General features: G+C 73.1%; 23 protein-coding genes. 15 read left to right on the forward strand and 8 right to left on the reverse strand.

The window, feature by feature from the left end; genetic code table 11:
• Positions 1-1060, forward strand: a 1060-nt coding sequence (locus tag VHA72_RS06575; RefSeq protein WP_325573647.1) for a lyase family protein, incomplete at its 5' end; no start/stop codon positions are given.
• Positions 1057-2292: a bifunctional 3-oxoadipate enol-lactonase/4-carboxymuconolactone decarboxylase PcaDC gene (gene pcaDC, locus VHA72_RS16550; RefSeq protein WP_325573648.1), complete on the forward strand. Its 1236-nt coding sequence runs from the start codon at positions 1057-1059 to the stop codon at positions 2290-2292. The genes VHA72_RS06575 and pcaDC, both read left to right, overlap by 4 nt.
• A 13-nt stretch (positions 2293-2305) precedes the next feature.
• On the opposite strand, the gene VHA72_RS06585 is transcribed toward pcaDC, so the two are convergent.
• Positions 2306-3187: a LysR family transcriptional regulator gene (locus VHA72_RS06585; RefSeq protein ID WP_325573649.1), complete on the reverse strand. Its 882-nt coding sequence runs from the start codon at positions 3185-3187 to the stop codon at positions 2306-2308.
• A 71-nt stretch (positions 3188-3258) separates the two neighbouring features.
• Here VHA72_RS06585 and VHA72_RS06590 point away from each other — a divergent pair, with 71 nt between their 5' ends.
• Genes VHA72_RS06590 through VHA72_RS06630 form a run of 9 tightly spaced genes read left to right on the forward strand, consistent with a single transcriptional unit; the run spans position 3259 to position 10467 of the window.
• A complete protein-coding gene (locus tag VHA72_RS06590) occupies positions 3259-4458 on the forward strand; it encodes a thiolase family protein (RefSeq protein WP_325573650.1) in 1200 nt (399 codons plus the stop codon).
• The gene (locus tag VHA72_RS06595) at positions 4455-5150 is read left to right on the forward strand and encodes a 3-oxoacid CoA-transferase subunit A (protein WP_325573651.1); all 696 of its coding nucleotides are present in this window, start codon (positions 4455-4457) and stop codon (positions 5148-5150) included. The genes VHA72_RS06590 and VHA72_RS06595 overlap by 4 nt, the downstream gene beginning before the upstream one ends.
• Positions 5147-5782 carry a 3-oxoacid CoA-transferase subunit B gene (locus VHA72_RS06600; RefSeq protein WP_325573652.1) on the forward strand — a complete coding sequence of 212 codons (636 nt, stop codon included), beginning with the start codon at positions 5147-5149 and terminating at the stop codon, positions 5780-5782. Before VHA72_RS06595 ends, VHA72_RS06600 begins: the two co-directional genes overlap by 4 nt.
• Positions 5783-5831: 49 nt before the next feature.
• Entirely contained in the window at positions 5832-6632 is an 801-nt protein-coding gene (locus VHA72_RS06605) for a hypothetical protein (protein ID WP_325573653.1), read from the forward strand.
• 16 nt (positions 6633-6648) lie between these two features.
• Positions 6649-7314 carry a phosphoribosyltransferase gene (locus VHA72_RS06610; RefSeq protein ID WP_325573654.1) on the forward strand — a complete coding sequence of 222 codons (666 nt, stop codon included), beginning with the start codon at positions 6649-6651 and terminating at the stop codon, positions 7312-7314.
• 16 nt (positions 7315-7330) lie between these two features.
• Positions 7331-7738 carry a ChaB family protein gene (locus VHA72_RS06615; protein WP_325573655.1) on the forward strand — a complete coding sequence of 136 codons (408 nt, stop codon included), beginning with the start codon at positions 7331-7333 and terminating at the stop codon, positions 7736-7738.
• On the forward strand, positions 7738-8199 hold the full coding sequence (locus VHA72_RS06620; RefSeq protein ID WP_325573656.1) for a hypothetical protein: 462 nt from the start codon (positions 7738-7740) through the stop codon (positions 8197-8199). The genes VHA72_RS06615 and VHA72_RS06620 overlap by 1 nt, the downstream gene beginning before the upstream one ends.
• Complete coding sequence (locus tag VHA72_RS06625; RefSeq protein ID WP_325573657.1) at positions 8196-9359, forward strand: M20 metallopeptidase family protein; 1164 nt, start codon at positions 8196-8198, stop codon at positions 9357-9359. The genes VHA72_RS06620 and VHA72_RS06625 overlap by 4 nt, the downstream gene beginning before the upstream one ends.
• A 4-nt stretch (positions 9360-9363) precedes the next feature.
• Positions 9364-10467, forward strand: a complete 1104-nt coding sequence (locus VHA72_RS06630) for a carboxylate-amine ligase (RefSeq protein WP_325573658.1) — start codon at positions 9364-9366, stop codon at positions 10465-10467.
• Here VHA72_RS06630 and VHA72_RS06635 read toward each other — a convergent pair.
• Positions 10430-11620, reverse strand: a complete 1191-nt coding sequence (locus VHA72_RS06635) for a RimK family alpha-L-glutamate ligase (RefSeq protein WP_325573659.1) — start codon at positions 11618-11620, stop codon at positions 10430-10432. The genes VHA72_RS06630 and VHA72_RS06635 overlap by 38 nt on opposite strands.
• Before the next feature lie 27 nt (positions 11621-11647).
• Here VHA72_RS06635 and VHA72_RS06640 point away from each other — a divergent pair, with 27 nt between their 5' ends.
• Complete coding sequence (locus VHA72_RS06640) at positions 11648-12133, forward strand: ATP-dependent zinc protease family protein (protein ID WP_325573660.1); 486 nt, start codon at positions 11648-11650, stop codon at positions 12131-12133.
• Here VHA72_RS06640 and VHA72_RS06645 read toward each other — a convergent pair.
• Positions 12116-13039 carry an ADP-ribosylglycohydrolase family protein gene (locus VHA72_RS06645; protein ID WP_325573661.1) on the reverse strand — a complete coding sequence of 308 codons (924 nt, stop codon included), beginning with the start codon at positions 13037-13039 and terminating at the stop codon, positions 12116-12118. The two genes, VHA72_RS06640 and VHA72_RS06645, sit on opposite strands and share 18 nt — an antisense overlap.
• Before the next feature lie 18 nt (positions 13040-13057).
• On the opposite strand from VHA72_RS06645, the gene VHA72_RS06650 reads away from it, so the two are divergent.
• Positions 13058-13813: a GNAT family N-acetyltransferase gene (locus VHA72_RS06650; RefSeq protein ID WP_325573662.1), complete on the forward strand. Its 756-nt coding sequence runs from the start codon at positions 13058-13060 to the stop codon at positions 13811-13813.
• A 103-nt stretch (positions 13814-13916) separates the two neighbouring features.
• Here VHA72_RS06650 and dmpG read toward each other — a convergent pair whose 3' ends face one another.
• The 3 genes from dmpG to VHA72_RS06665 are packed head-to-tail and all read right to left on the reverse strand — an operon-like array spanning position 13917 to position 16735.
• A complete protein-coding gene (dmpG, locus tag VHA72_RS06655) occupies positions 13917-14942 on the reverse strand; it encodes a 4-hydroxy-2-oxovalerate aldolase (RefSeq protein WP_325573663.1) in 1026 nt (341 codons plus the stop codon).
• 3 nt (positions 14943-14945) lie between these two features.
• The gene (locus VHA72_RS06660) at positions 14946-15914 is read right to left on the reverse strand and encodes an acetaldehyde dehydrogenase (acetylating) (protein WP_325573664.1); all 969 of its coding nucleotides are present in this window, start codon (positions 15912-15914) and stop codon (positions 14946-14948) included.
• Positions 15911-16735 (reverse strand): 2-keto-4-pentenoate hydratase, encoded by an 825-nt coding sequence (locus VHA72_RS06665; RefSeq protein WP_325573665.1) that lies wholly within the window; start codon positions 16733-16735, stop codon positions 15911-15913. The genes VHA72_RS06660 and VHA72_RS06665 overlap by 4 nt, the downstream gene beginning before the upstream one ends.
• An 80-nt stretch (positions 16736-16815) precedes the next feature.
• On the opposite strand from VHA72_RS06665, the gene VHA72_RS06670 reads away from it, so the two are divergent.
• A complete protein-coding gene (locus VHA72_RS06670; RefSeq protein ID WP_325573666.1) occupies positions 16816-17568 on the forward strand; it encodes an IclR family transcriptional regulator in 753 nt (250 codons plus the stop codon).
• A gap of 195 nt (positions 17569-17763) precedes the next feature.
• Positions 17764-17979: an Rv3202a family protein gene (locus VHA72_RS06675; protein ID WP_325573667.1), complete on the forward strand. Its 216-nt coding sequence runs from the start codon at positions 17764-17766 to the stop codon at positions 17977-17979.
• A gap of 20 nt (positions 17980-17999) precedes the next feature.
• Here the strand turns inward: VHA72_RS06675 and VHA72_RS06680 are convergent, their stop codons facing one another.
• Both VHA72_RS06680 and VHA72_RS06685 read right to left on the reverse strand, forming a co-directional pair.
• On the reverse strand, positions 18000-19505 hold the full coding sequence (locus tag VHA72_RS06680) for a CoA-acylating methylmalonate-semialdehyde dehydrogenase (protein ID WP_325573668.1): 1506 nt from the start codon (positions 19503-19505) through the stop codon (positions 18000-18002).
• An 11-nt stretch (positions 19506-19516) separates the two neighbouring features.
• On the reverse strand, positions 19517-20463 hold a 947-nt coding region (locus VHA72_RS06685), incomplete at its 5' end, for an aminotransferase class III-fold pyridoxal phosphate-dependent enzyme (RefSeq protein WP_325573669.1).

The raw sequence follows: 20463 nt of genomic DNA on the forward strand, positions 1-20463 counted from the left end.
CGCCGACGACATCGCCGCGCTCTCGGCGGAGGCGGAGGCGGGCGGCAACCCGGTGATCGGGCTGGTGCGGTTGCTGCGCGAGCGCAGCGGCTCGCGCTGGGTGCACCGCGGGCTGACCTCGCAGGACGTGCTCGACACCGCGCTCGTGCTCTGCCTGCGCGATGCGCTCGACGCGGTGCTGGTCGACGTGGCGCGCTGCGCCGGTGCGTTGGCCGGGCTGGCGCGCGCGCACCGCGGCACCGTGATGGCGGGCCGGACGCTGACGCAGTACGCCGTGCCCGTCACGTTCGGGCTCAAGGCGGCGACCTGGCTCTCCGGTCTGGCCGACGCCACCGACGTCGTGCGGCGGGTGCGGGCCGAGCTGCCGATCCAGCTCGGCGGCGCCGCCGGCACGCTGGCCGCGGTGGTCGAATTGGCCCGCGACTCGGCCGACCGGGCGGACCCGGTCGAGGTGGTGGCTGGGCTGGTCCGGCGGGTGGCCGGTGAGCTGGCGCTGCAGGGCGGGGTGCCGTGGCACACCCGTCGTACCCCGCTGACCTCGGCCGGCGACGCGCTGGTCACGCTCGCCGATTCACTCGGGCGCATCGGCGCCGATGTGGCGCTGCTGTCCCGGCCCGAGATCGGCGAGCTGCGCGAGGCCGCCGGCGGCGGCTCCTCGACGATGCCGGGCAAGGCCAACCCGGTGCTCTCGATCCTGCTGCGCCGGCACGCGCTGGCCGCGCCCGGGCTGGCGGCGACGCTGCACACCGCCGCGGCGGCGTACGTCGACGAGCGCCCGGACGGCGCCTGGCACGCCGAGTGGGCCACGCTGCGCACGCTCGCCCGGCGTAGCGTCGTCGCCGCTTCCCAGGCCGCCGACCTGCTCGCCGGGCTCGTCGTCGAGGCCGACCGGATGGGCGCTCGCGCGGCCGAGAACGCCGAGACGCTGACGGCCGAGCAGCGCAGCATGAGCGGCATGAGCGGCAGGGACGGCGCTGCCGGGGCCTACCTGGGCGCGAACGACCTCATCATCGACACCGTCCTGGAGCGGGCGGGGCGGCTGTGGAAGGACCTGGCATGACCCTGGAGCTGAGTCTGGAGCTGAGTCTGGTCGAGCTGGCCGGCGGCGACGACCGGCCGCTGCTCGTGGTGGGGCCCTCGCTGGGCACCTCGGTGACGGCGCTGTGGAGCGGCGTCGCCGAGCTGCTCGGCGAGCGGTTCCACGTGGTCGGCTGGGAGCTGCCGGGCCACGGCAGCGGCGCGCCCGTCACCGCGGGGTTCACCATCGCCGATCTCGCCGCCGGCGTGCTCGCCGCGGTGGACCGCGCGCTCGGCCCGGTCGCGTTCGGGTACGCCGGTGACTCCGTCGGCGGTGCCGTCGGCCTCCAGCTCGCCCTGGACGCACCGGCGCGGCTGACCGGGGCCGCGGTGCTGTGCACCGGCGCTCGGATCGGCGAGCCGGACGGCTGGCGGGAGCGGGCCGAGCTGGTGCGCTCCTCCGGGACGCCGGCGGTGGTGGAGATCTCGGCGAAGCGCTGGTTCGGCCCCGGCTTCCTCGATCGTGATCCCGCGACCGGTACGGCGTTGCTGCGTTCGCTCCAGGACGCCGACGCGGAGAGCTATGCGCTGGTGTGCGAGGCGCTGGGTGGGTTCGACCTGCGGTCCCGGCTTGGCGAGATCGCGGTGCCGGTGCTGGCCGTCGCCGGCAGCCACGACGTAGCCACCCCGGCGGGCTCGCTGCAGGCGGACGCGGCCGCGATCCCGGGCGGGCGGTTCGTGGAGCTGGACGACGTCGCGCACCTGGCGCCGGCGGAGGCGCCGCGGGCGGTGGCGTCGCTGCTGGCGGATCACCTGGCGGGTCACGCCGCGGATCACCTGGCGGGTCGCCGGGCGGGTGCGGCCGACGAGGCCGGTCAAGCGGCCGGCTCCGGCACCTCCGGTGGCGCTGCGGATGCCGCCGCTGCGGGCATGGCCGTGCGCCGCCAGGTCCTCGGCGACGCCCACGTCGACCGGGCCATCGCGCGCACCACCGACCACACCCGCGACTTCCAGGACTTCATCACCCGCTACGCCTGGGGCGAGATCTGGACCCGCCCCGGCCTGGCTCGCCGCGACCGCTCGATCGCGGTGCTGACCGCCCTGGTCGCCGGGCGGCACTTCGAGGAGCTGGAGTTCCACCTGCGCGCCGCGCTCACCAACGGGCTCACCCGCGAGGAGATCGTCGAGGTGCTGCTGCAGTCGGCCGTCTACGTCGGCGTACCCGCCGCCAACACCGCCTTCGGCGTCGCCAACCGGGTGCTCGGCGAGGGCTGACGAGCGTGCAGCCTCAGAACAGCCCTCGGATCACCTCGATGGTCCGCGCCAGGTGCGGCTCGGAGCGGTCGGCGCGGTGGGCGACGGCCAGCTCGATCGTCGCCGAGGGGCGGACCAGCGGGCGATAGGTGACGCCCTCGAGGGCCAGTGCCGTGACCGGCTCGGGCACCACGGCCAGGCCGAGACCACCGGCGACCAGGGTGATCAGCGTCGACGTCTCGCCGACCTCGTGCCGGATCCGGGGCTCGATGCCGGCCTCGTGCAGCAGTCCCAAGACGACCTCGTACATCGCCGATCGGCGGCCGGCGGAGTGCACGATCAGGTCCGCGTCGGCGAGGGCTGCGGCGGCCACCCGGGGGCGTGCGGCGAGCGGGTGGTCGGCCGGCAGCGCGACCACCAGCCGGTCGTGGCGCAGCGCGCGCACCGTCAGTGACAGGTCGGCGACCGGCGGCCGGAGCAGCGCCACGTCGATGGTGCCCCGGCGCAGCGCGGCGACCTGGTCGGGCGCGAGCATCTCGCCGCGGAAGGAGAAGTCGATGCCCGGCAGCTCCACGGAGAGGTGGCGGGAGAGCGCCGGCAGCAGGCTGTACGTCGCCGAGCCCACACAGCCGATGGTCAGGTGCCCGACCGCCCCGGCGGCGACCCGGCGGGCATGCTGCGCGGCCTCCTCGACCTCCGCCAGGATCGCCCGGGCGCGGTCCAGGTAGGCGACCCCGGCGTCGGTCAGGTCGACGCGCCGGGTGGTGCGGTGCAGGAGGGTGACGCCGAGCTCGGTCTCGAGTTGTCGGATGGCCTGCGACAGCGGCGGCTGGGCCATGTGCAGCCTGGCGGCGGCGCGGCCGAAGTGACGCTCCTCGGCGACCGCGACGAAGTAGCGCAACTGACGCAGATCCATAGGTTCAGCATCTCAATCAAGGGTGATATTGATACTTCAGCATATCGGCTCGGGCGACTAGCGTCGCAGACATGAGCAGTGCCTTCGTCTACGCCGTCACGCGCACGCCGTTCGGAAAGTTCAACGGGGCCCTGGCCGGCGTCCGTCCCGATGACCTGGCCGCGACCGTCATCGGCGGCGTCCTTGCCCAGACCCCCGACCTCGACCCGGCCGCCATCGGCGAGGTGGTCTGGGGCAACGCCAACGGTGCGGGGGAGGAGAACCGCAACGTCGGCCGGATGGCCGCGCTCCTCGCCGGACTGCCCACCAGTGTGCCCGGCACCACCGTCAACCGGCTGTGCGGCTCCTCGCTCGACGCGGCGATGATGGCCAGCCGCGCCATCGAGACCGGCGACGCCGAGATCGTCCTGGTCGGCGGCGTGGAGTCCATGACCCGCGCTCCGTGGGTGCTGCCCAAGCCCGACCGGGCGTTCCCCGCCGGCGACGTCGCCACCGTCTCCACCACGCTCGGCTGGCGGTTGGTCAACCCGCGGATGCCCGCGGAGTGGACCGTCTCGCTGGGCGAGTGCAACGAGCAGCTCCAGGAGCGCTTCGGCATCTCGCGTGAGCGCCAGGACGAGTTCGCGGTGCGCTCGCACCGGCTGGCCCACGCCGCCTGGGAGGCTGGGTTCTACCAGCCGCTCGTCACGCCGGTCACCTTGCCGCGTGAGCAGAGCCTGGCCCGCGACGAGGGCATCCGGCCGGACTCGACGACCGAGAAGCTGGCCGGCCTGAAGCCGTCCTTCCGGCCGGACGGCACCATCACGGCCGGCAACGCCTCGCCGCTGTCGGACGGCGCCTCCGCCGTACTCCTGGGCAGCGAGGCCGCCGCCGCCACCATCGGCCGTGAGCCGGTCGCCCGGATCATCGGGCGTGGCGCGATGGCGCTCGACCCGCAGGAGTTCGGGTTCGCGCCCGTCGAGGCGGCCAACCGGGCCCTGGCCCGGGCCGGCATCGGCTGGGAGCAGGTCGGCGCGGTCGAGCTCAACGAGGCCTTCGCGGTGCAGTCGCTGGCCTGCGTCGACGCCTGGGGCATCGACCCCGAGATCGTCAACGTCAAGGGCGGCGCGATCGCGATCGGCCACCCGCTGGGCGCCTCCGGCGGCCGCATCCTCGGCACGCTGACGGCGGTCCTGCGCGAGCAGCGGCAGCGGTACGGCGTGGCCGCCATCTGCATCGGCGTCGGCCAGGCCCTGGCCGTCGTCCTGGAGAACCTGGAGGTGACCCGGTGAGCCGGACCCGGCATCTGGAGAGCTGCGACGAGGCGGTCGCCGGCATCGAGGACGGCTCGACGGTGCTGGTGGGCGGGTTCGGCCTCGCCGGCATGCCCTTCGACCTCATCGACGCGCTGATCCGCCAGGGCGCCACGGACCTGACCATCGTGGCGAACAACGCCGGCAACGCCGAGGTCGGTCTGGCCGCGCTGCTCAAGGCGGGCCGGGTGCGCAAGATCCTGTGCTCCTTTCCACGCCAGGTCGACTCGTGGGTCTTCGACGGGCTCTACCGCGCGGGCAGGATCGAGCTCGAGGTGGTGCCGCAGGGCAACCTCGCCGAGCGGATGCGCGCCGCCGGCGCCGGCATCGGGGCGTTCTTCTGCCCGACCGCCGTCGGCACGCCGCTGGCCGAGGGCAAGGAGGAGCGGGTCATCGACGGGCGCCGCTACATCCTCGAGTACCCGATCAAGGGCGACTACGCGCTGATCAGCGCCCACCGCGCCGACGAGCTGGGCAACCTGGTCTATCGCAAGACCGCCCGCAACTTCGGTCCGGTGATGGCGACCGCCGCGACCACCACGATCGTCCAGGTCAACGAGGTCGTGCCGACCGGCAGCCTCGACCCGGAGAGCATCGTGACGCCGTCCATCTACGTCGACCGGGTCGTCCAGGTCGAGGCCCGTCACTACACCGTGGAAGGTGCCCGATGACCGACACCCCCCTCACCATGGACGAGCTGGCGAAGATGATCGCCCGCGACATCCCGGCCGGGTCCTTCGTCAATCTCGGCATCGGTCAGCCGACCAAGATCGCCGACCATCTCACCCCCGACCAGGGCGTCATCCTGCACACCGAGAACGGCATGCTCGGGATGGGTCGCAAGGCCGAGGGGGAGGAGGTCGACGCCGACCTCACCAACGCCGGCAAGGTGCCGGTCGTCGAGACCCCGGGCTGCTCCTACTTCCACCACGCCGACTCGTTCGCGATGATGCGCGGTGGTCACCTCGACGTGTGTGTGCTCGGCGCGTTCCAGGTCGCCGCGAACGGCGACCTGGCCAACTGGCACACCGGCAAGCCGGACGACATCCCCGCGGTCGGCGGTGCGATGGACCTGGCCATCGGCGCCAAGGACGTCTACGTGATGATGACGCTCTTCGCCAAGGACGGCACGCCCAAGCTGGTCCCCGCCTGCACCTACCCGCTCACCGGCGTCGGCTGCGTCAGCCGGGTCTACACCGACCGAGCGGTCTTCGACATCACCCCCGACGGGGTGCACGTGCTCGAGACGCACGGCGTCACCCTCGACGAGCTGCGCGGCCGCCTCGACGTGCCGTTGGTGTGACCGGACCGCTTGCTCGGGATCGGCGCCGGGCACGGCTACGGTCGTGCCCATGGTGGCCGAGCTGACGACGTACCGCTATGTCCGGTTCGCGCTGCTGGCACTGCTGCTGACGTTGGCGGTCTCGGTGGGAGCCGAGACCGCGCGCGCCGGCTGGCAGACGTCGCTCAGCGGCTACTACTACACCGCCGCCGGGCCGGTCTTCATCGCCGTGCTCGGCGCGGTCGGGGTGTGCCTGGTGGCGCTGCGCGGCTTCACCGACGCCGAGGACGTGTGCCTCAACCTGTCCGGGATCTCGGCGCCGATGGTGGCGTTCGTGCCCACCCCGGCGGCAGGGCACCCGCCCGACGTCCACGCCATCGTCAACAACGCGCTGAGCTTCCTGGTGGTCCTGGCGATCGGGTACGTCGTGGTCCTCGTGGCCACCGTGCGCCGGCACCACCGCCCGACGCCCTGGGGGGTGGTCGGGCTGGTCGCGACCGCGGCCGCCTGGATCGTGGGAATGGCGTGGATCCTGCTCGACCACACCTCGTTTGCCGCACACGCCCATGCGCTGGCCGGCGTGTTCACGTTCCTGCCGTTCGCCGGCGTGGTGGTGCTCAACACCGACTGGGGCGTGCGGGTGCTCGCCCGGGAGGCGGCGAGCAGGACCAGGTTCGATGCGGCGTACTGGGCCATCGTGGCCGGCATGGTGGTCGTCGTGGCCGTCTTCGCGCTGGTGCACGCCTGGGCCTATGCACTGCTCGGTGTCGAGGCGGGGCTGCTCGCCCTGTTCGCGCTCTTCTGGGTGCTGCAGACCGTCGACCTGCTCGACCCCGAGCGCGACCTGGCGTCGGTGGCCCGCGGCCGCTAGCGGGTACCGGCGCGGCATGGGACCGCCGTTCCGCGACCGCGACGACGCCGGCCGGAAGCTGGCCGAGCGGTTGGCCCCCCTGCACCTGCGCGAGCCGCTGGTGCTGGCGCTGCCGCGCGGCGGCGTGCCCGTCGCGGCCCCGGTCGCGACGGCCCTGGGTGCCGACCTGGCGCCGTTCGTCGCCCGGAAGGTGACCACGCCGGAGCATCCGGAGTACGGCATCGGAGCGGTCGCCGAGGGCAGCGCGGACGTGCTGGTCTCCGATCGTGCGGCCGCCGGCCTCGGGCTGTCCCACGACGACGTGGAGCGGCTCGCCGAGGCGGAGCTGACCGAGGTCGCTCGCCGAGCGGAGCGCTATCGCGACGGCGCCCCGCTGCCCGACGTAGCCGGTCGCGACGTGGTGCTGGTCGACGACGGCCTGGCCACCGGTGTCACCGCCGAGGCGGCGCTGCGGGCGATCGGCCGGCACCATCCGGCGCGCTTGGTCCTGGCGGTGCCCGTCGGCGCCCCCGACAGCCTCGCGCGGCTGGGATCGCTCGCGGAGGTCGTCTGCCTGGAGTCGCCGCCCGGCTTCGGGGCGGTCGGGAACTGGTACCGGCGCTTCGACCAGACCAGTGACGAGGAGGTCGTCGCGATCCTGCGCGCACACCCCGACGCTTCCGGGGTACCGGGGCGCCAGTAGACGAAGGGAGACCACGATGCCCGGCAAGCAGGAACTGCCCTCCACCCTGGAGCGCTCGACGGCGAAGGCGCAGCGGACGTGGATCAAGGCCCACGACTCGGCGGTCGAGGAGTACGGCGAGGGCCAGCGCGCCCACCGCGTCGCGTTCAGCGCGCTCAAGCACAGCTTCGAGAAGGTCGGCGACCACTGGGAGCCGAAGGGTCGCAAGGGGCCCTCGGACTCACAGGCACGCAAGGGCGGAGCGCCGGCCCGCCGCGGCGGCAAGACCGCCGGCGGCGTGGACGCCAACGCCTCGAAGGCGCACCTGATGGACGTCGCGAAGCGGCTCGACATCTCCGGCCGGTCCAAGATGAAGAAAGACGAGCTGGTCAAGGCCATCCAGAAGGCCAACCGGCGCGACACCAGCCGGTCCCGGAAGTCCTGATGCGGCTCATCCGCAGCCTCGCCTGTGGCGCCCTGGCCGGCGCGGCCGGCACCACGGCGCTCAACGCCGCCACCTACCTGGACATGGCGATCCGGGGCCGCGGCTCGAGCAGCACCCCGGAGCGGACCGTCGAGACGATGGCGGCCAGGGCCGGCGTCGGGATCCCCGGCGACGAGGAGACGGCCCAGAACCGCGTCGCCGGGCTCGGCCCGATGCTCGGCATCGCCGCCGGGATCGGGACCGGCGCTGCGCTCGGTGTCCTCCATGCCGCGTGGCGGCCGCCGCTGCCGGTCGGAGCCGTCCTGGCCACCGCGGGTGCCATGGCGGCCAGCGACGCGCCGATGGCGGCGATGGGGGTGACCGACCCGACGTCGTGGTCGCCAGCCGATTGGGCCGCGGACGCCCTCCCGCACGGCGTGTACGGCGTCGTCACCGCGGCGACGCTGCGACTGCTCACGTGACCACCGCGCAGCAGGAGTCGGAGGAGCTGCGCGCGGTGCTGGTGGAGGAGCTGCCGGCGGCCGTCGAGCTGCGCCACCGGCTGCACGCCGACCCCGAGCCCTCGGGCGCCGAGTGGCGGACCGCCGAGCGGGTGGCCCAGGCGATCGGGGTCGGCACGGTCGAGCCGGTCGCCGAGACCGGGCTGCTGGTCCGGGTGGGGCCGGCCGCGGGCCCGTGTGTCGCCGTACGCGCCGAGCTGGACGCACTGCCCGTGCACGAGCGCACCGGTGCGCCCGACAGCGCTTCCAACGGCCGGATGCACGCCTGCGGCCACGACGTGCACCTGGCCGCCGCCACGGCGCTGGCCCGCGCCGCGCATCGCACCGGCCGCTCGCTGCTGGCGATCCTGCAGCCGCGCGAGGAGGGGCCGCCGTCCGGCGCGCGCGACATCGTCGACGCCAAGGTGCTGCCCCAGCATCAGGTGCGGGCGGTGGTGGGGGCGCACGTGCAGCCACTGCTGCGCCGCGGCGAGGTGGCCGCGACGTCGGGAGCGGTGAACGCCGCCACCGACGAGATCAAGATCGTGGTCACCGGACGTGGCGGCCATGGCGGCTACCCGCACCTGACCCGCGACCCGATCGCCGCCCTCGCCCAGGTCGTGGTCGCCCTCCAGCAGGTGGTCAGCCGCCGGGTCGACCCGATCCACGCGGCGGTGCTGACCGTCGGGGAGATCCATGCCGGCACCGCCGCCAACATCATCCCCGACCAGGCGCACGCCGTCGGCACGCTGCGCGTCCTCGACGAGACCGACCGCGACCAGGTACGCCGCGAGGTCGCGGCGATCGTCGCGCAGGTCGCGGCCGCGTTCGGCTGTCGGGGCGAGGTGACCTTCTGCGAGGGGGAGCCCGCGCTGGTCAACGACCCGCAGCTGGCGGTGCGCGCCCAGGCATGGCTCGGCCGGCTGGGGATGGAGCACGCCGCGCCGCTGCGCTCGTGCGGCGCCGACGACTTCTCCTACTACGGCGCGATCGCGCCGAGCCTGATGATGTTCGTCGGGGTCGACCAGCCGGCGGGAGCGACCCTGCACCAGCCGACGTTCCGGCCGCCGGACGACGCGGTGAGCGATGTGGCGACCGCCCTGCTCGCCGGGTATCTGGGCGCGCTGGAAACGGGCACCTAGGGGCATGACGCGCACCGTGGGAGTCGAGGAGGAGTTCCTCCTCGTGCAGAGCAGCAGCCCGTTCCTCGCGCCCGCCGGCGACGAGGTGGTCGCCCGGGCCGAAGCCGGCTCGGCGGGGCAATTCGAGCACGAGCTGAAGCGCGAACAGGCCGAGCTCGGCACGGCGCCGCATCGCCACCTGGTCGACCTGGACCGCGACCTGCGCGCCCGGCGTGCCGAGCTCGCGGCGGCCGCCCGGGAGCGCGGCGTACGGCTGTTGGCGTCGGCGACCAGCCCGCTCGACGAGCAGGTGTCGACCACCGCCGACGCCCGTTACCAGCGGATGACCGAGATGTTCGGCAGGCTGGCCCGGATGCAGCTGACCTGCGGCATGCACGTGCACGTCGCGATCGAGTCGCCGGCCGAGGGCGTGCGGGTGCTGGACCGGATCCGCGGCTGGCTGCCGGTGCTGACGGCGCTCAGCGCCAACTCGCCGTACCTGGCCGGACAGGACACCGACTACGCCAGCTATCGCACCGTGCTGTGGGGGCAGTGGCCCACCGCCGGGGTGGCCGACCCGTTCGGGACCGTCGAGGGGTACCGCGCCGCCCGCGAGGCCCTGATCGCCACCGGCGCCGCACTCGACGACGGGATGATCTACTTCGACGCGCGGCTCTCGGCGAACTATCCGACGGTGGAGATCCGGGTCTGCGACGTATGCGCCGACGTCGGCGACGCCTCCGTCATCGCCGCGCTCGCCCGGGCATTGGTCGCCACCGCTGCCGACGACGACGCGCCCCCGCCGCAGGTCCGTGGCGAGCTGCTCCGAGCCGCCACCTGGCGGGCCGCCCGGTGGGGCGTCGAGGAGCGGCTGGTGGACGCCTACGGCGCCCGGCTGGTGCCCGCCTGGGAACTGGTCGAGGCCCTGGTCGACGACGTCGGCGAGGCGCTGGGCGGGGCCGGTGACGACCGGGTCGTGGCCGAGGGGCTGGCCCGGATCCGGTCCCGTGGCACCGGCGCGCGCCGCCAGCGCGAGGCCCATGCCGCCGGCGGCATCGCCGGGCTGGTCGACGCCCTCGCGGAGCTGACCGTCACCCCTCCGGGAGCGGGTGCTTCGGGAGCCTCTTGACCCGCGGCCGACGCCGCGGCCGGTCCGGGATCATGGTGCGCATCTCCTCCAGCCGACCCCAGCACAGCAGCCGGTCCTCGGCCTCGAGTACGTGCTGGGCGCCCGGGTTGGGGATCACCGCCGAGCCGCGGTGCAGGGTCAGCACCGTGATGTCGCGCTCGCGCAGCCCGGACTCGCCCAGCGTCTTGCCCACCAGGTCGGCGTCGCCGTGCACCACCAGTTCGGCCACGCCGTATCCGGTGGAGACGGCCAGCCGCTCCCGCACGTCGATCTGCGGGAACGCCACCTGGTTGGCGATGTAGTCGATGATCGCGCCCGCCACGTCGAGGTTCGTGGCGGTCTCGATGCCCTCCAGGCCGGGGGAGGAGTTGACCTCCATCACCAGCGGGCCGTCGGCGCCCTCGAGCATGTCGACGCCGGCCACCTTGAGCCCCATGATCTGGGCCGCGCGGACGGCGGTGCGCTGGAACTCCTCGTCCAGCTCCACCTTCTCGACGCTTCCGCCACGGTGCACGTTCGACCGGAACTCCTCGCCCTTGGCGGTACGGCGCATGGCGGCGACCACCCGGTCACCGACCACCAGGGCGCGGATGTCGCGGCCCCGGGCCTCCTTGACGAAGTGCTGGATGAGCACGTTCTGCTGGGTGGACTGCAGCGTCTCGATGATCGCCTCGGCGACCTTGATCTCGGGCGCGAGGATCACGCCGATGCCCTGGGTGCCCTCCAGCAGCTTGAGCACCACCGGCGCCCCGCCGACCCGCTCGATGGCCGGCACCACGTCGGCCCGGTTGCGCACGAACGCCGTGGGCGGCATCGCGATGCCGTGGCGGGACAGGATCTGGTTGGCGCGCAGCTTGTCGCGGGCGTTGCTGATCCCGTTGGCGGTGTTGGGCGTGTAGACGTCCATCTGCTCGAACTGCCGCACCACCGCGGTGCCGTAGTAGGTGATCGAGGCGCCGATGCGGGGCAGGATCGCGTCGTACTCGGAGAGCTGTCGCCCGCGGAACTGCAGGTCCGGCTCGTCCCCGGACAGGTCGATCGCGAACCGCAGCGTGTTGAGCACCTTCGCCTCGTGCCCCCGGTCGAGTGCGGCGGTGCGGAGCCGTTGGGTGCTGTAGCTGCGGGGCGCGCGCGACAGAATGGCGATCTTCACGAGGCGATTCCTGGTTGGATGGGCGGCGTGCCTCTCCATCATCCAACCCAGCTGCTGGGCTGGCGAGAATGGGTCGGGCTTCCCGGGCTCGGCGTCGAGTGGCTGAAGGCGAAGGTGGACACCGGTGCCCAGACCTCCTCCCTGCATGCCTTCGCGCTCACCCGGTTCCGCCGCGACGGGGAGGAGTGGGTGCGCTTCGAGGTGCACCCGTGGCAGCGCAGCCGCGCCGATGCGCGGGTGGTCGAGCTGCCGGTGCACGACCGGCGCACGGTCAAGAGCTCCTCGGGCCACACCGAGGAGCGGGTGGTGGTCCGGCTCGACCTGCGGCTGCTCGACCGGGTCCTCCCGGCCGAGGTGACGCTGACCAGACGCGACGCGATGGGCTTCCGGATGCTGATCGGCCGCGAGGTGCTGCGCCGCGGCTACCTGGTCGACTCCGCCGCCTCCTACCTGGGCGGCCGGCCGTCCAAGGAGATCAGGCGGGCCAACAAGCGCTCAGCCCACCAGCCGTAGCGCGAGTTCGGCCAGGTCGGCGGCGCGTAGGCCGGGCCAGCCGTGCAGTGGGGCCAGCCACCGCTGCGGTACGGCGGAGGCCCCGTGCAGCGCGCCCAGCAGCGAGCCCGCCACCGCGGCGGTGGTATCGGTGTCGTCGCCCACGCGGATCGCCGCGGCCAGTGACTCCTCCAGGTCGCCGCCGGCTCGCAGGATCGCGCCGTACGCCACCTGGACGGTGCGCACCGCCCAGCCGTTGGGGTGGAAGTGGCCGAGGTCGCCGGTGGCCGCCTCGGCCAGGATGACGCGCCACCGGTCCTCGACCAGGTCCAGCCCGGCGGCCACGGCGAGATCGCCGGCGGTCACGGCGACCCGGATCGCCTCGGTCCACAGCACGCACGCGTCCTGGGCCTGCGGGTCGGCATGGGTCAGGCCAGCCACCGCCCGGGCGGCCTCGGCGCAGGCGGCCCGGTCGTCGAGGAAGGCCAGCGCGACCGGGGCGGTGCGCATCAACGCCCCGTTGCCGGCCGCATGCGGATGGGTGCGCGCGTAGGAGGTGGCGTGGGCCCGCATGGCCGCGCCCGTGCGCGGGCCGGCGGCGACGGCCGAGAGCACCGCGCGGGTCTGACGACCGATGTCCGCGGGCTCGGCGTCGTACCAGTCCAGGAAGCGGCCCGCGACCGCGTCGAGCCGCTCGGCCAGCGACCCGCCCGCGGCGAGTCCCTGCGCGACGGCGATCGCCATCGCGGTGTCGTCGCTCCACTCGCCGGGGGCGAAGCCGGCCGGCCCACCACCGCACGGCCGCGGCTCCTCGTCCGGGCCGAGCGCGAGGTGGTCGAACTCGTAGGGCACGCCGAGCGCGTCCCCGCACGCCAGCCCGAGCAGCGCGCCGACCGCGCGATCCCGGAGCGCCCCCGCGGTCCTCATGTCTGACATTCTTCACGCATGGCCGAACCCGAGCTGCGTGAGCTGACCGAGCTCGCCGACCTGCACGAGCTGTCCGACCTGTTCACCGAGGTCTGGGGTGCCGCCGAGCCGCTGGTCGCGGGCGATCTGCTGCGTGCGATGAGCAAGGCCGGCAGCTACATCGCCGGCGCGTACGTCGACGGTCGCCTGGTCGGCGGCGCCCTCGGCTTCCACGCGGCGCCGTCGGCCCGGGTGCTGCACAGCCACATCGCCGCCGTACTCCCGCAGCTGGCCGGGCGCCGGATCGGGATGGCGCTCAAGCAGCACCAGCGCGCGTGGGCGCTGGCGCGCGGGATCAACGCGATCGAGTGGACCTACGACCCGCTGATCGCCCGCAACGCGCACTTCAACATCGTCAAGCTCGGCGCCCGTCCGGTGGAGTACCTGCCGGACTTCTACGGGCCGATGGAGGACGCCATCAACGGGCTCGACGAGTCCGACCGGATCCTGGTCCGCTGGGAGCTGGATGAGTCCGGCGCCGAGCCGACGCCGGCTCTCGGCGCGGTCTCCGGCCAGGTTCCCGGCCAGGTTCCCGGCGGCGTCCCCGGCGGGGTCCGTGTCGAGGTGCCCGGCGACATCGAGGCGTTGCGAGTCAGCGACCCCGCCGCCGCGGCCCGGTGGCGGCTGCAGGTGCGCGAGGGCCTGGCTCCCCGGATGGCCGATGGCTGGCGGGTGACCGGGTTCGACCGCCACCGGGGTTACCTGTTGGCCCCGCCGGGGCTCCGGCTCATGTAACACGCTGTCCACCGCACTAGAAGGTCGTTGCAACGACCTTCTAGTGCGCCGAACAGCGTGTTACATGCTGCAACAGCGTGTTACACACCCGGCAAGCAGACGCTCAGGCCGACCGACCCTCCCGCTCCGCCACGATGTTGAGCGCGATGTCGATGATCATGTCCTCTTGCCCGCCCACCAGCCGGCGGCGGCCGCACTCCATCAGGATGTCGCGCACATCGACGTCGTAGCGGGCCGCGGCGTTCTCCGCGTGCCGCAGGAACGACGAGTAGACCCCGGCGTACCCCAGCGTCAGCGTCTCGCGGTCCACCCGCACGGGGCGGTCCTGCAGGGGCCGGACGATGTCGTCGGCGGCGTCTTGCAGCTTGAACAGATCACAGCCGTGCTTGAAGCCGACCAGGTCGGCCACGGCGATGAACGCCTCGATCGGGCAGTTGCCGGCGCCGGCGCCGTGCCCGGCCAGCGACGCGTCGACGCGGAAGACGCCGTTCTCGACCGCGACCACGGAGTTGGCCACCGAGAGCGAGAGGTTCTCGTGGGCGTGGATGCCGATCTCGGTCTGCGGGTCGAGGATGTCGCGGTAGGCGCGCACCCGGTCGCGTACGTCGTTCATGGTCAGCCGGCCGCCGGAGTCGGTGACGTAGACGCAGTGCGCGCCGTAGGACTCCATCAGCTTCGCCTGCTGCGCGACGACCTCCACCGGCGCCATGTGGTTGAGCATCAGGAACCCGGAGACGTCCATGCCGATCTCGCGGGCGGCCGCGATGTGCTGCGCCGACACGTCCGCTTCGGTGCAGTGCGTGGCGATCCGCACCGACCGTACGCCGAGGTCCCAGGCGCGCTCGAGCTCGTGGACCGTGCCCACGCCGGGCAGCAGCAGGGTGGTGAGTCGGGCATTTTTCACCGTCGAGGCGGCGGCCTCGATCCACTCCCAGTCGGTGTGGGAGCCGGGGCCGTAGTTCACCGAGCCGCCGGCGAGGCCGTCGCCGTGGGCGACCTCGATGGCATCGACGCCGGCCTCGTCGAGCGCGGCGACGATCCGCTTCACGTCCGCAGGGGTGATCCGGTGGCGGACGGCGTGCATGCCGTCGCGCAGGGTGACGTCCTGGACGAAGATCGGGGTGCTCATCGGTCAGCTCTCCTTCGCGGCCGCGCTCTGCCGGTCGCTCGCGCGGAGCGCGAGGTGTTCCGCGACCTGCAGGCCGGCGGAGGTCATGATGTCGAGGTTCCCGGCGTACGCCGGCAGGTAGTGCGCGGCGCCCTCGACCTCGAGGAAGACCGATACCTGGTGGGTGGGCCGACCGGTGTCGCAGCACAGCAGCGTCTCGACCGGCTGGTCGGCGGGGATCTCGTTGATCTGCACCTGCTGCTTGAGCCGGTAGCCGGGCACGTACGCCGCCACGTCGGCCACCATCTTCTCGATCGAGGCCCTGATCTCGTCGTGGACGCCGGGGTCGGTGGCCGCGACCAGCGCGAAGACGGTGTCGCGCATGATCAGCGGCGGTTCGGCCGGGTTGAGGATGATGATCGCCTTCCCGCGGCGCGCCCCGCCGACCTGGACGATCGCGGCCGACGTGGTCTCGGTGAACTCGTCGATGTTGGCGCGGGTGCCCGGGCCGGCCGACTTGGAGGCGATCGAGGCGACGATCTCGGCGTACTCCACCGGGACCACCCGGGAGATCGCGGCGACGATCGGGATGGTCGCCTGGCCGCCGCAGGTGACCATGTTGAGGTTGGGGGCGTCGAGGTGCTCCTCGAGGTTGACCGCCGGCACGACATACGGGCCGATCGCGGCCGGCGTGAGGTCGATGAGGCGCTTGCCGAGGGGCTGCAGGCGCTCCGCGTTGGCGATGTGCGCCTTGGCGGACGTGGCGTCGAAGACGATCTCGATCTGGTCGAACTCCGGCAGCCGGATCAGCCCCTCCACTCCCTCGTGGGTCGTGGCGAAGCCGAACCGCCTGGCCCGGGCGAGGCCGTCGGACTCGGGATCGATGCCGACCATCGCGCCCATCTCCAGGTGCTGCGCGGTGCGCATCACCTTGATCATCAGGTCCGTGCCGATGTTGCCGGATCCGATGATCGCGACCTTGGTCTTGCTCATGCTGACACCTCCGCAAAGTTGACCGAGACCTCGCCGAGGCCGGTGATGGTGGCCTGGGCCGTGGCGCCCGGGGCACAGGCCACCATCGGGCCGAGCGCACCGGAGAGGACGACCTGGCCGGCGCGGAGCGGCTCGCCGTACTCCCGCGCCTGGGTGGCCAGCCACTGGACGGCCACCAGCGGGTCGCCCAGGCTGGCCGCGCCGGTGCCGACCGAATCCGCTGTGGCCCCAGGGCCGGTCACGGTCATCCGCATCTCGACGTCGCGCGGTGTGACCTCGGAGAGCGTCCGGCGCTCGGTGCCGAGCACGTAGAGCCCGGCGCTGGCATTGTCGGCGACCGTGTCGCCGAAGCTGATGTCCCAGCCGGCGATGCGGCTGTCGCAGATCTCCAGCGCGGCGACCGCATAGTCGATCGCACCCGCGACCTGCGACAGCGCGAGGTCGCCCTCGGCCAGGTCGTCCCCGAGCACGAACGCGACCTCGGCCTCGACCCGAGGCTGGAGGAGTACGCCGGCGGGGACGGTAGCGCCGTCGGCATAGGCCATGTCGGCGAACAGGATCCCGAAGTCGGGAGTGTCGACGCCCATCTGCTGCTGCACGGCAAGCGAGGTGAGACCGATCTTGCGGCCCACCACGGTGGTACCCGTGGCCAGCCGGGCCGCGGCGATGCGCTGCTGCACGCCGTAGGCGGCGCCGAGATCGTCGGTGCCGATCAGGTCGCGGACGGGTGGACACGGCGTGCCGGAGGCGGCCGCGTCGAGCAGCCGCGCGGCGGCCTGGTCAAGGACCGTGGCCGGCACGGCGGTGGGGACGGCGCTCATGGCACCGAGCCTCACCGGTCGGGGAGCCGGGCGCCATGGCGACGTTCCACTCAGTGGTACGCCGCGGGTACGGTGGCCGGGTGAGTGCGGACCTCGACGGCGTGCTGGGCAGGGCGGTCGCGATCCTGCGCTCGTTCGACGCCGACGAGCCGGTGCTGAGCCTGGCCGAGCTGGCCCGTCGTACCGCCCTGCCGAAGGCGACCGTCCACCGGATGGCCGGCGACCTGGTGGCGCTGCGGCTGCTGGACCGCGTGCCGGCGGGCTACCGGCTCAGCGGCGGCCTGTTCGAGCTCGGCATGCGCGCCTCGGTCGAGCGCAGCCTGCTGGAGCTGGCGATGCCGTTCCTGCAAGACCTCTACGAACGCACCCACGAGACGGTCCACCTCGGCGTCGCCGACGGCCACGAGGTGGTCTACATCGCCAAGATCGGTGGCCACCGGCAGGCGCGCTCGCCGTCGCGACCGGGCGGGCGGATGCCGATGCACTGCACCGCGATCGGCAAGGTGCTGCTCGCGCATGCGGACCCCGCGGTGCGGCGCGAGGTGCTGGCCGGGCCGCTGGAACGTCGTACTCCTCACACGGTGGTGGCGCCCGGCCTGCTGCGTCGCCAGCTGGACGGGGTGCTGGAGTCGGGAGTGGCCTACGAGAACGAGGAGTCGACCCCGGGCCTGCGCTGCGTCTCCGCCCCCGTGCTCGACGTCGGTGGCCGACAGGCGCTCGCGGCCATCTCGGTGACCGGCCCGGTCGGCCGGTTCCGCCCCGAGGCGCACGTCGCGGCGGTGCGGGCGGCGGCGACAGGGCTGGGCAGCGTGCTGGCGCGTCGACGTCCCTGAGGACACCGCAACCCGGCGGGCCAACGAGGGACTCGGCCCGCCGGGCGCGGGGATCGGGAGGGCCGCGCGGGTGGCCGGCCCGGGGGATGAGTGTAGATAACGGTTCGGTCGATCGGACGCCCAGGGGCGCCCGGTGTGTCCACTTCGGGCGGCCGGATCCGGCATGCCCGATCCCGCTGTGGGCACCGTCAGATCATGACCAGTGAGTACGCCGACCCCACCAGCCCAGCCGACCCGGCCGACATCGAGGAGCAGGCGGCCCCGGTCGAGGACGACGACAGCGAGCCCGAGGAAGAGGAGCTCTCCCCACGCGAGGACGCCGATGAGGCCGACGTTCTCGAGCAGGCCACCCCTGTCCAGGGCTCGGACGACGACTACCCCAACGACCTCGAGGTCGAGCCCGACGTCTGACAGATGGCCCCGGACAGAGGTCAGTCGTTGCGCGGGAACCCGAGGTTGAGCCCGCCGTGGCTGGGGTCCAGCCACCGGGTGGTGACGGCCTTCTCCCGGGTGAAGAAGTCGACGCCGTGGACGCCGTACGCCTTCGCGTCGCCGAACAGCGAGGCCTTCCAGCCGCCGAAGGAGTGGTAGGCGACCGGCACCGGGATCGGCACGTTGATCCCGACCATGCCGACCTGCACCTCGCGCTGGAAGCGGCGGGCGGCACCGCCGTCGTTGGTGAAGATCGCGGTGCCGTTGCCGAACTGCCCGGCGTTGATCAGCGCCAGCCCCTCCTCGAAGCCGCTGACCCGCACCACCGAGAGCACCGGTCCGAAGACCTCGTCGGTGTAGACCGCCGACGTGGTGGGCACGCGGTCGATCAGGGTGGGGCCGAGCCAGAAGCCGTTCGGGTCGCCGTCCGGGGTGATGTCGCGGCCGTCGACGACCACCGTCGCTCCGTCGGCGCGCGCCACGTCGACGTAGGAGGCCACCTTGTCGCGGTGGGCTCCGGTGATGAGCGGGCCCATGTCGTTGTCGCGCCGGCCGTCGCCGGTGCGCAGCGTGCGCATCCGCTCGGCGATCTTTCCGATGAGCGCGTCGGCGACCGCGTCGACGGCCAGCACCACCGAGACCGCCATGCAGCGCTCGCCGGCCGCGCCGAAGCCGGCGTTGACAGCGGAGTCGGCGACCAGGTCCAGATCGGCGTCGGGGAGCACCAGCATGTGGTTCTTCGCGCCGCCGAGGGCCTGCACCCGCTTGCCGGTCGCCGACGCGGTCTCGTAGACGTACTTCGCGATCGGGGTCGAGCCGACGAATGAGATCGACGCCACGTCGGGGTGGGTCAACAGCGCGTCGACCGCCTCCTTGTCGCCGTGGACGACGTTGAACACGCCCGCCGGCAGGCCCGCCTCCGCCCACAGTCGCGCCATCCAGTCCGATGCGCTCGGGTCCTTCTCGCTCGGCTTGAGCACGACCGCGTTCCCGGCCGCGATCGCGATCGGGAAGAACCACATCGGGACCATGGCGGGGAAGTTGAACGGGCTGATGATCCCGACCACGCCGATCGGCTGCTTGAGGGAGTGCACGTCGACGCCGGTGGAGACGTTCTCGCTCATCGCGCCCTTGATCAGGTGCGGCATCGCGCAGGCGAACTCCACCACCTCCAGCCCGCGGGCGATCTCGCCGGCGGCGTCGGAGAGCACCTTGCCCTGCTCGGCGGTGATGATCGCGGCGAGCTCGTCCTTGCGCGCGTTGAGCAGCTCGCGGAAGGCGAAGACGACCTGCATCCGGCGCGCCAGCGAGGACTCGCCCCAGGCGACCGCTGCCTTGACGGCGGCGCCGACCGCGGCGTCGACGTCGGCGGCGGTGCCGAGGCGGACCCGCCGCTGCACGGTGCCGAGCGCGGGGTCGAAGACGTCGCCCAGCCGGGTGCCCGAGCCGGGCGTGCTGGTGCCGTCGATCCAGTGGTCGAGAACGGGGAGGGACGCGAGAGACATGGTGAGACCTTTCAGAGGGAGCCGAGGACGTCGTCGTAGATCGCCAGCGCCTCGGCGACCTCCTCGGGGGTGACGACGCAGGGCGGTACGACGTGGATGCGGTTGTCCTGCACGAACGGCAACAGCCCGCGCTCCAGCAGGCGGCCCCTGATGCTCGTCATGGTGGCCGCGGACAGCGGCTCGCGGGTGGTGCGGTCGGTGACCAGCTCCAGCGCCCAGAAGACGCCGGTGCCGCGGACCTCGCCGATGACCGGGTGCCGCTCCGCGAGCGCGGCCAGTCCGGGGCCGAGGTGGTCACGGCCGATCATGGCCGCGTTGTCGACGATGCCCTCGGTGCGCATCGCGTCGATGGTGGCGACGATGGCGGCCATCGCCAGCGGATGCCCGGAGTAGGTGAGGCCGCCGGGGAAGACCCGGTCGTCGAAGGCGGCCGCGATCGGGTCGTTCACGATGACGCCGCCGGCCGGGACGTAGCCGGAGTTCACGCCCTTGGCGAAGGTGATCAGGTCCGGGACGACGTCGTACTGGTCCAGGGCGAGCCAGTGCCCGGTGCGGCCGAAGCCGGCCATCACCTCGTCGAGGACCAGCACGATGCCGAACTCGTCGGCCAGCGCGCGCACGCCCGCGAGGTAGCCCGGCGGAGGCATCAGGATGCCGGCGGTGCCGGGGATCGTCTCGAGCAGGATCGCGGCGATCGAGGTCGGACCCTCGGACTCGATCACCCGGCGCAGGTGGTGCAGTGCGCGCACACCCTCCTGCTCCGGTGTACTCGACCAGAACTCCGAGCGGTAGGCGTAGGGGCCGAAGAAGTGCACGTGCCCGCGGGCGTACTCGTTGGGCACCCGCCGCCAGTCACCGGTCGCGACCACCGCGGCACCGGTGTTGCCGTGATAGCTCCGGTACGTCGAGAGCACCTTGTCCCGCCCGGTGAACAGCCGCGCCATCCGCATCGCGTTCT

The organism is Nocardioides sp. (genome assembly GCF_035547795.1).
Lineage (GTDB): Bacteria > Actinomycetota > Actinomycetes > Propionibacteriales > Nocardioidaceae > Nocardioides.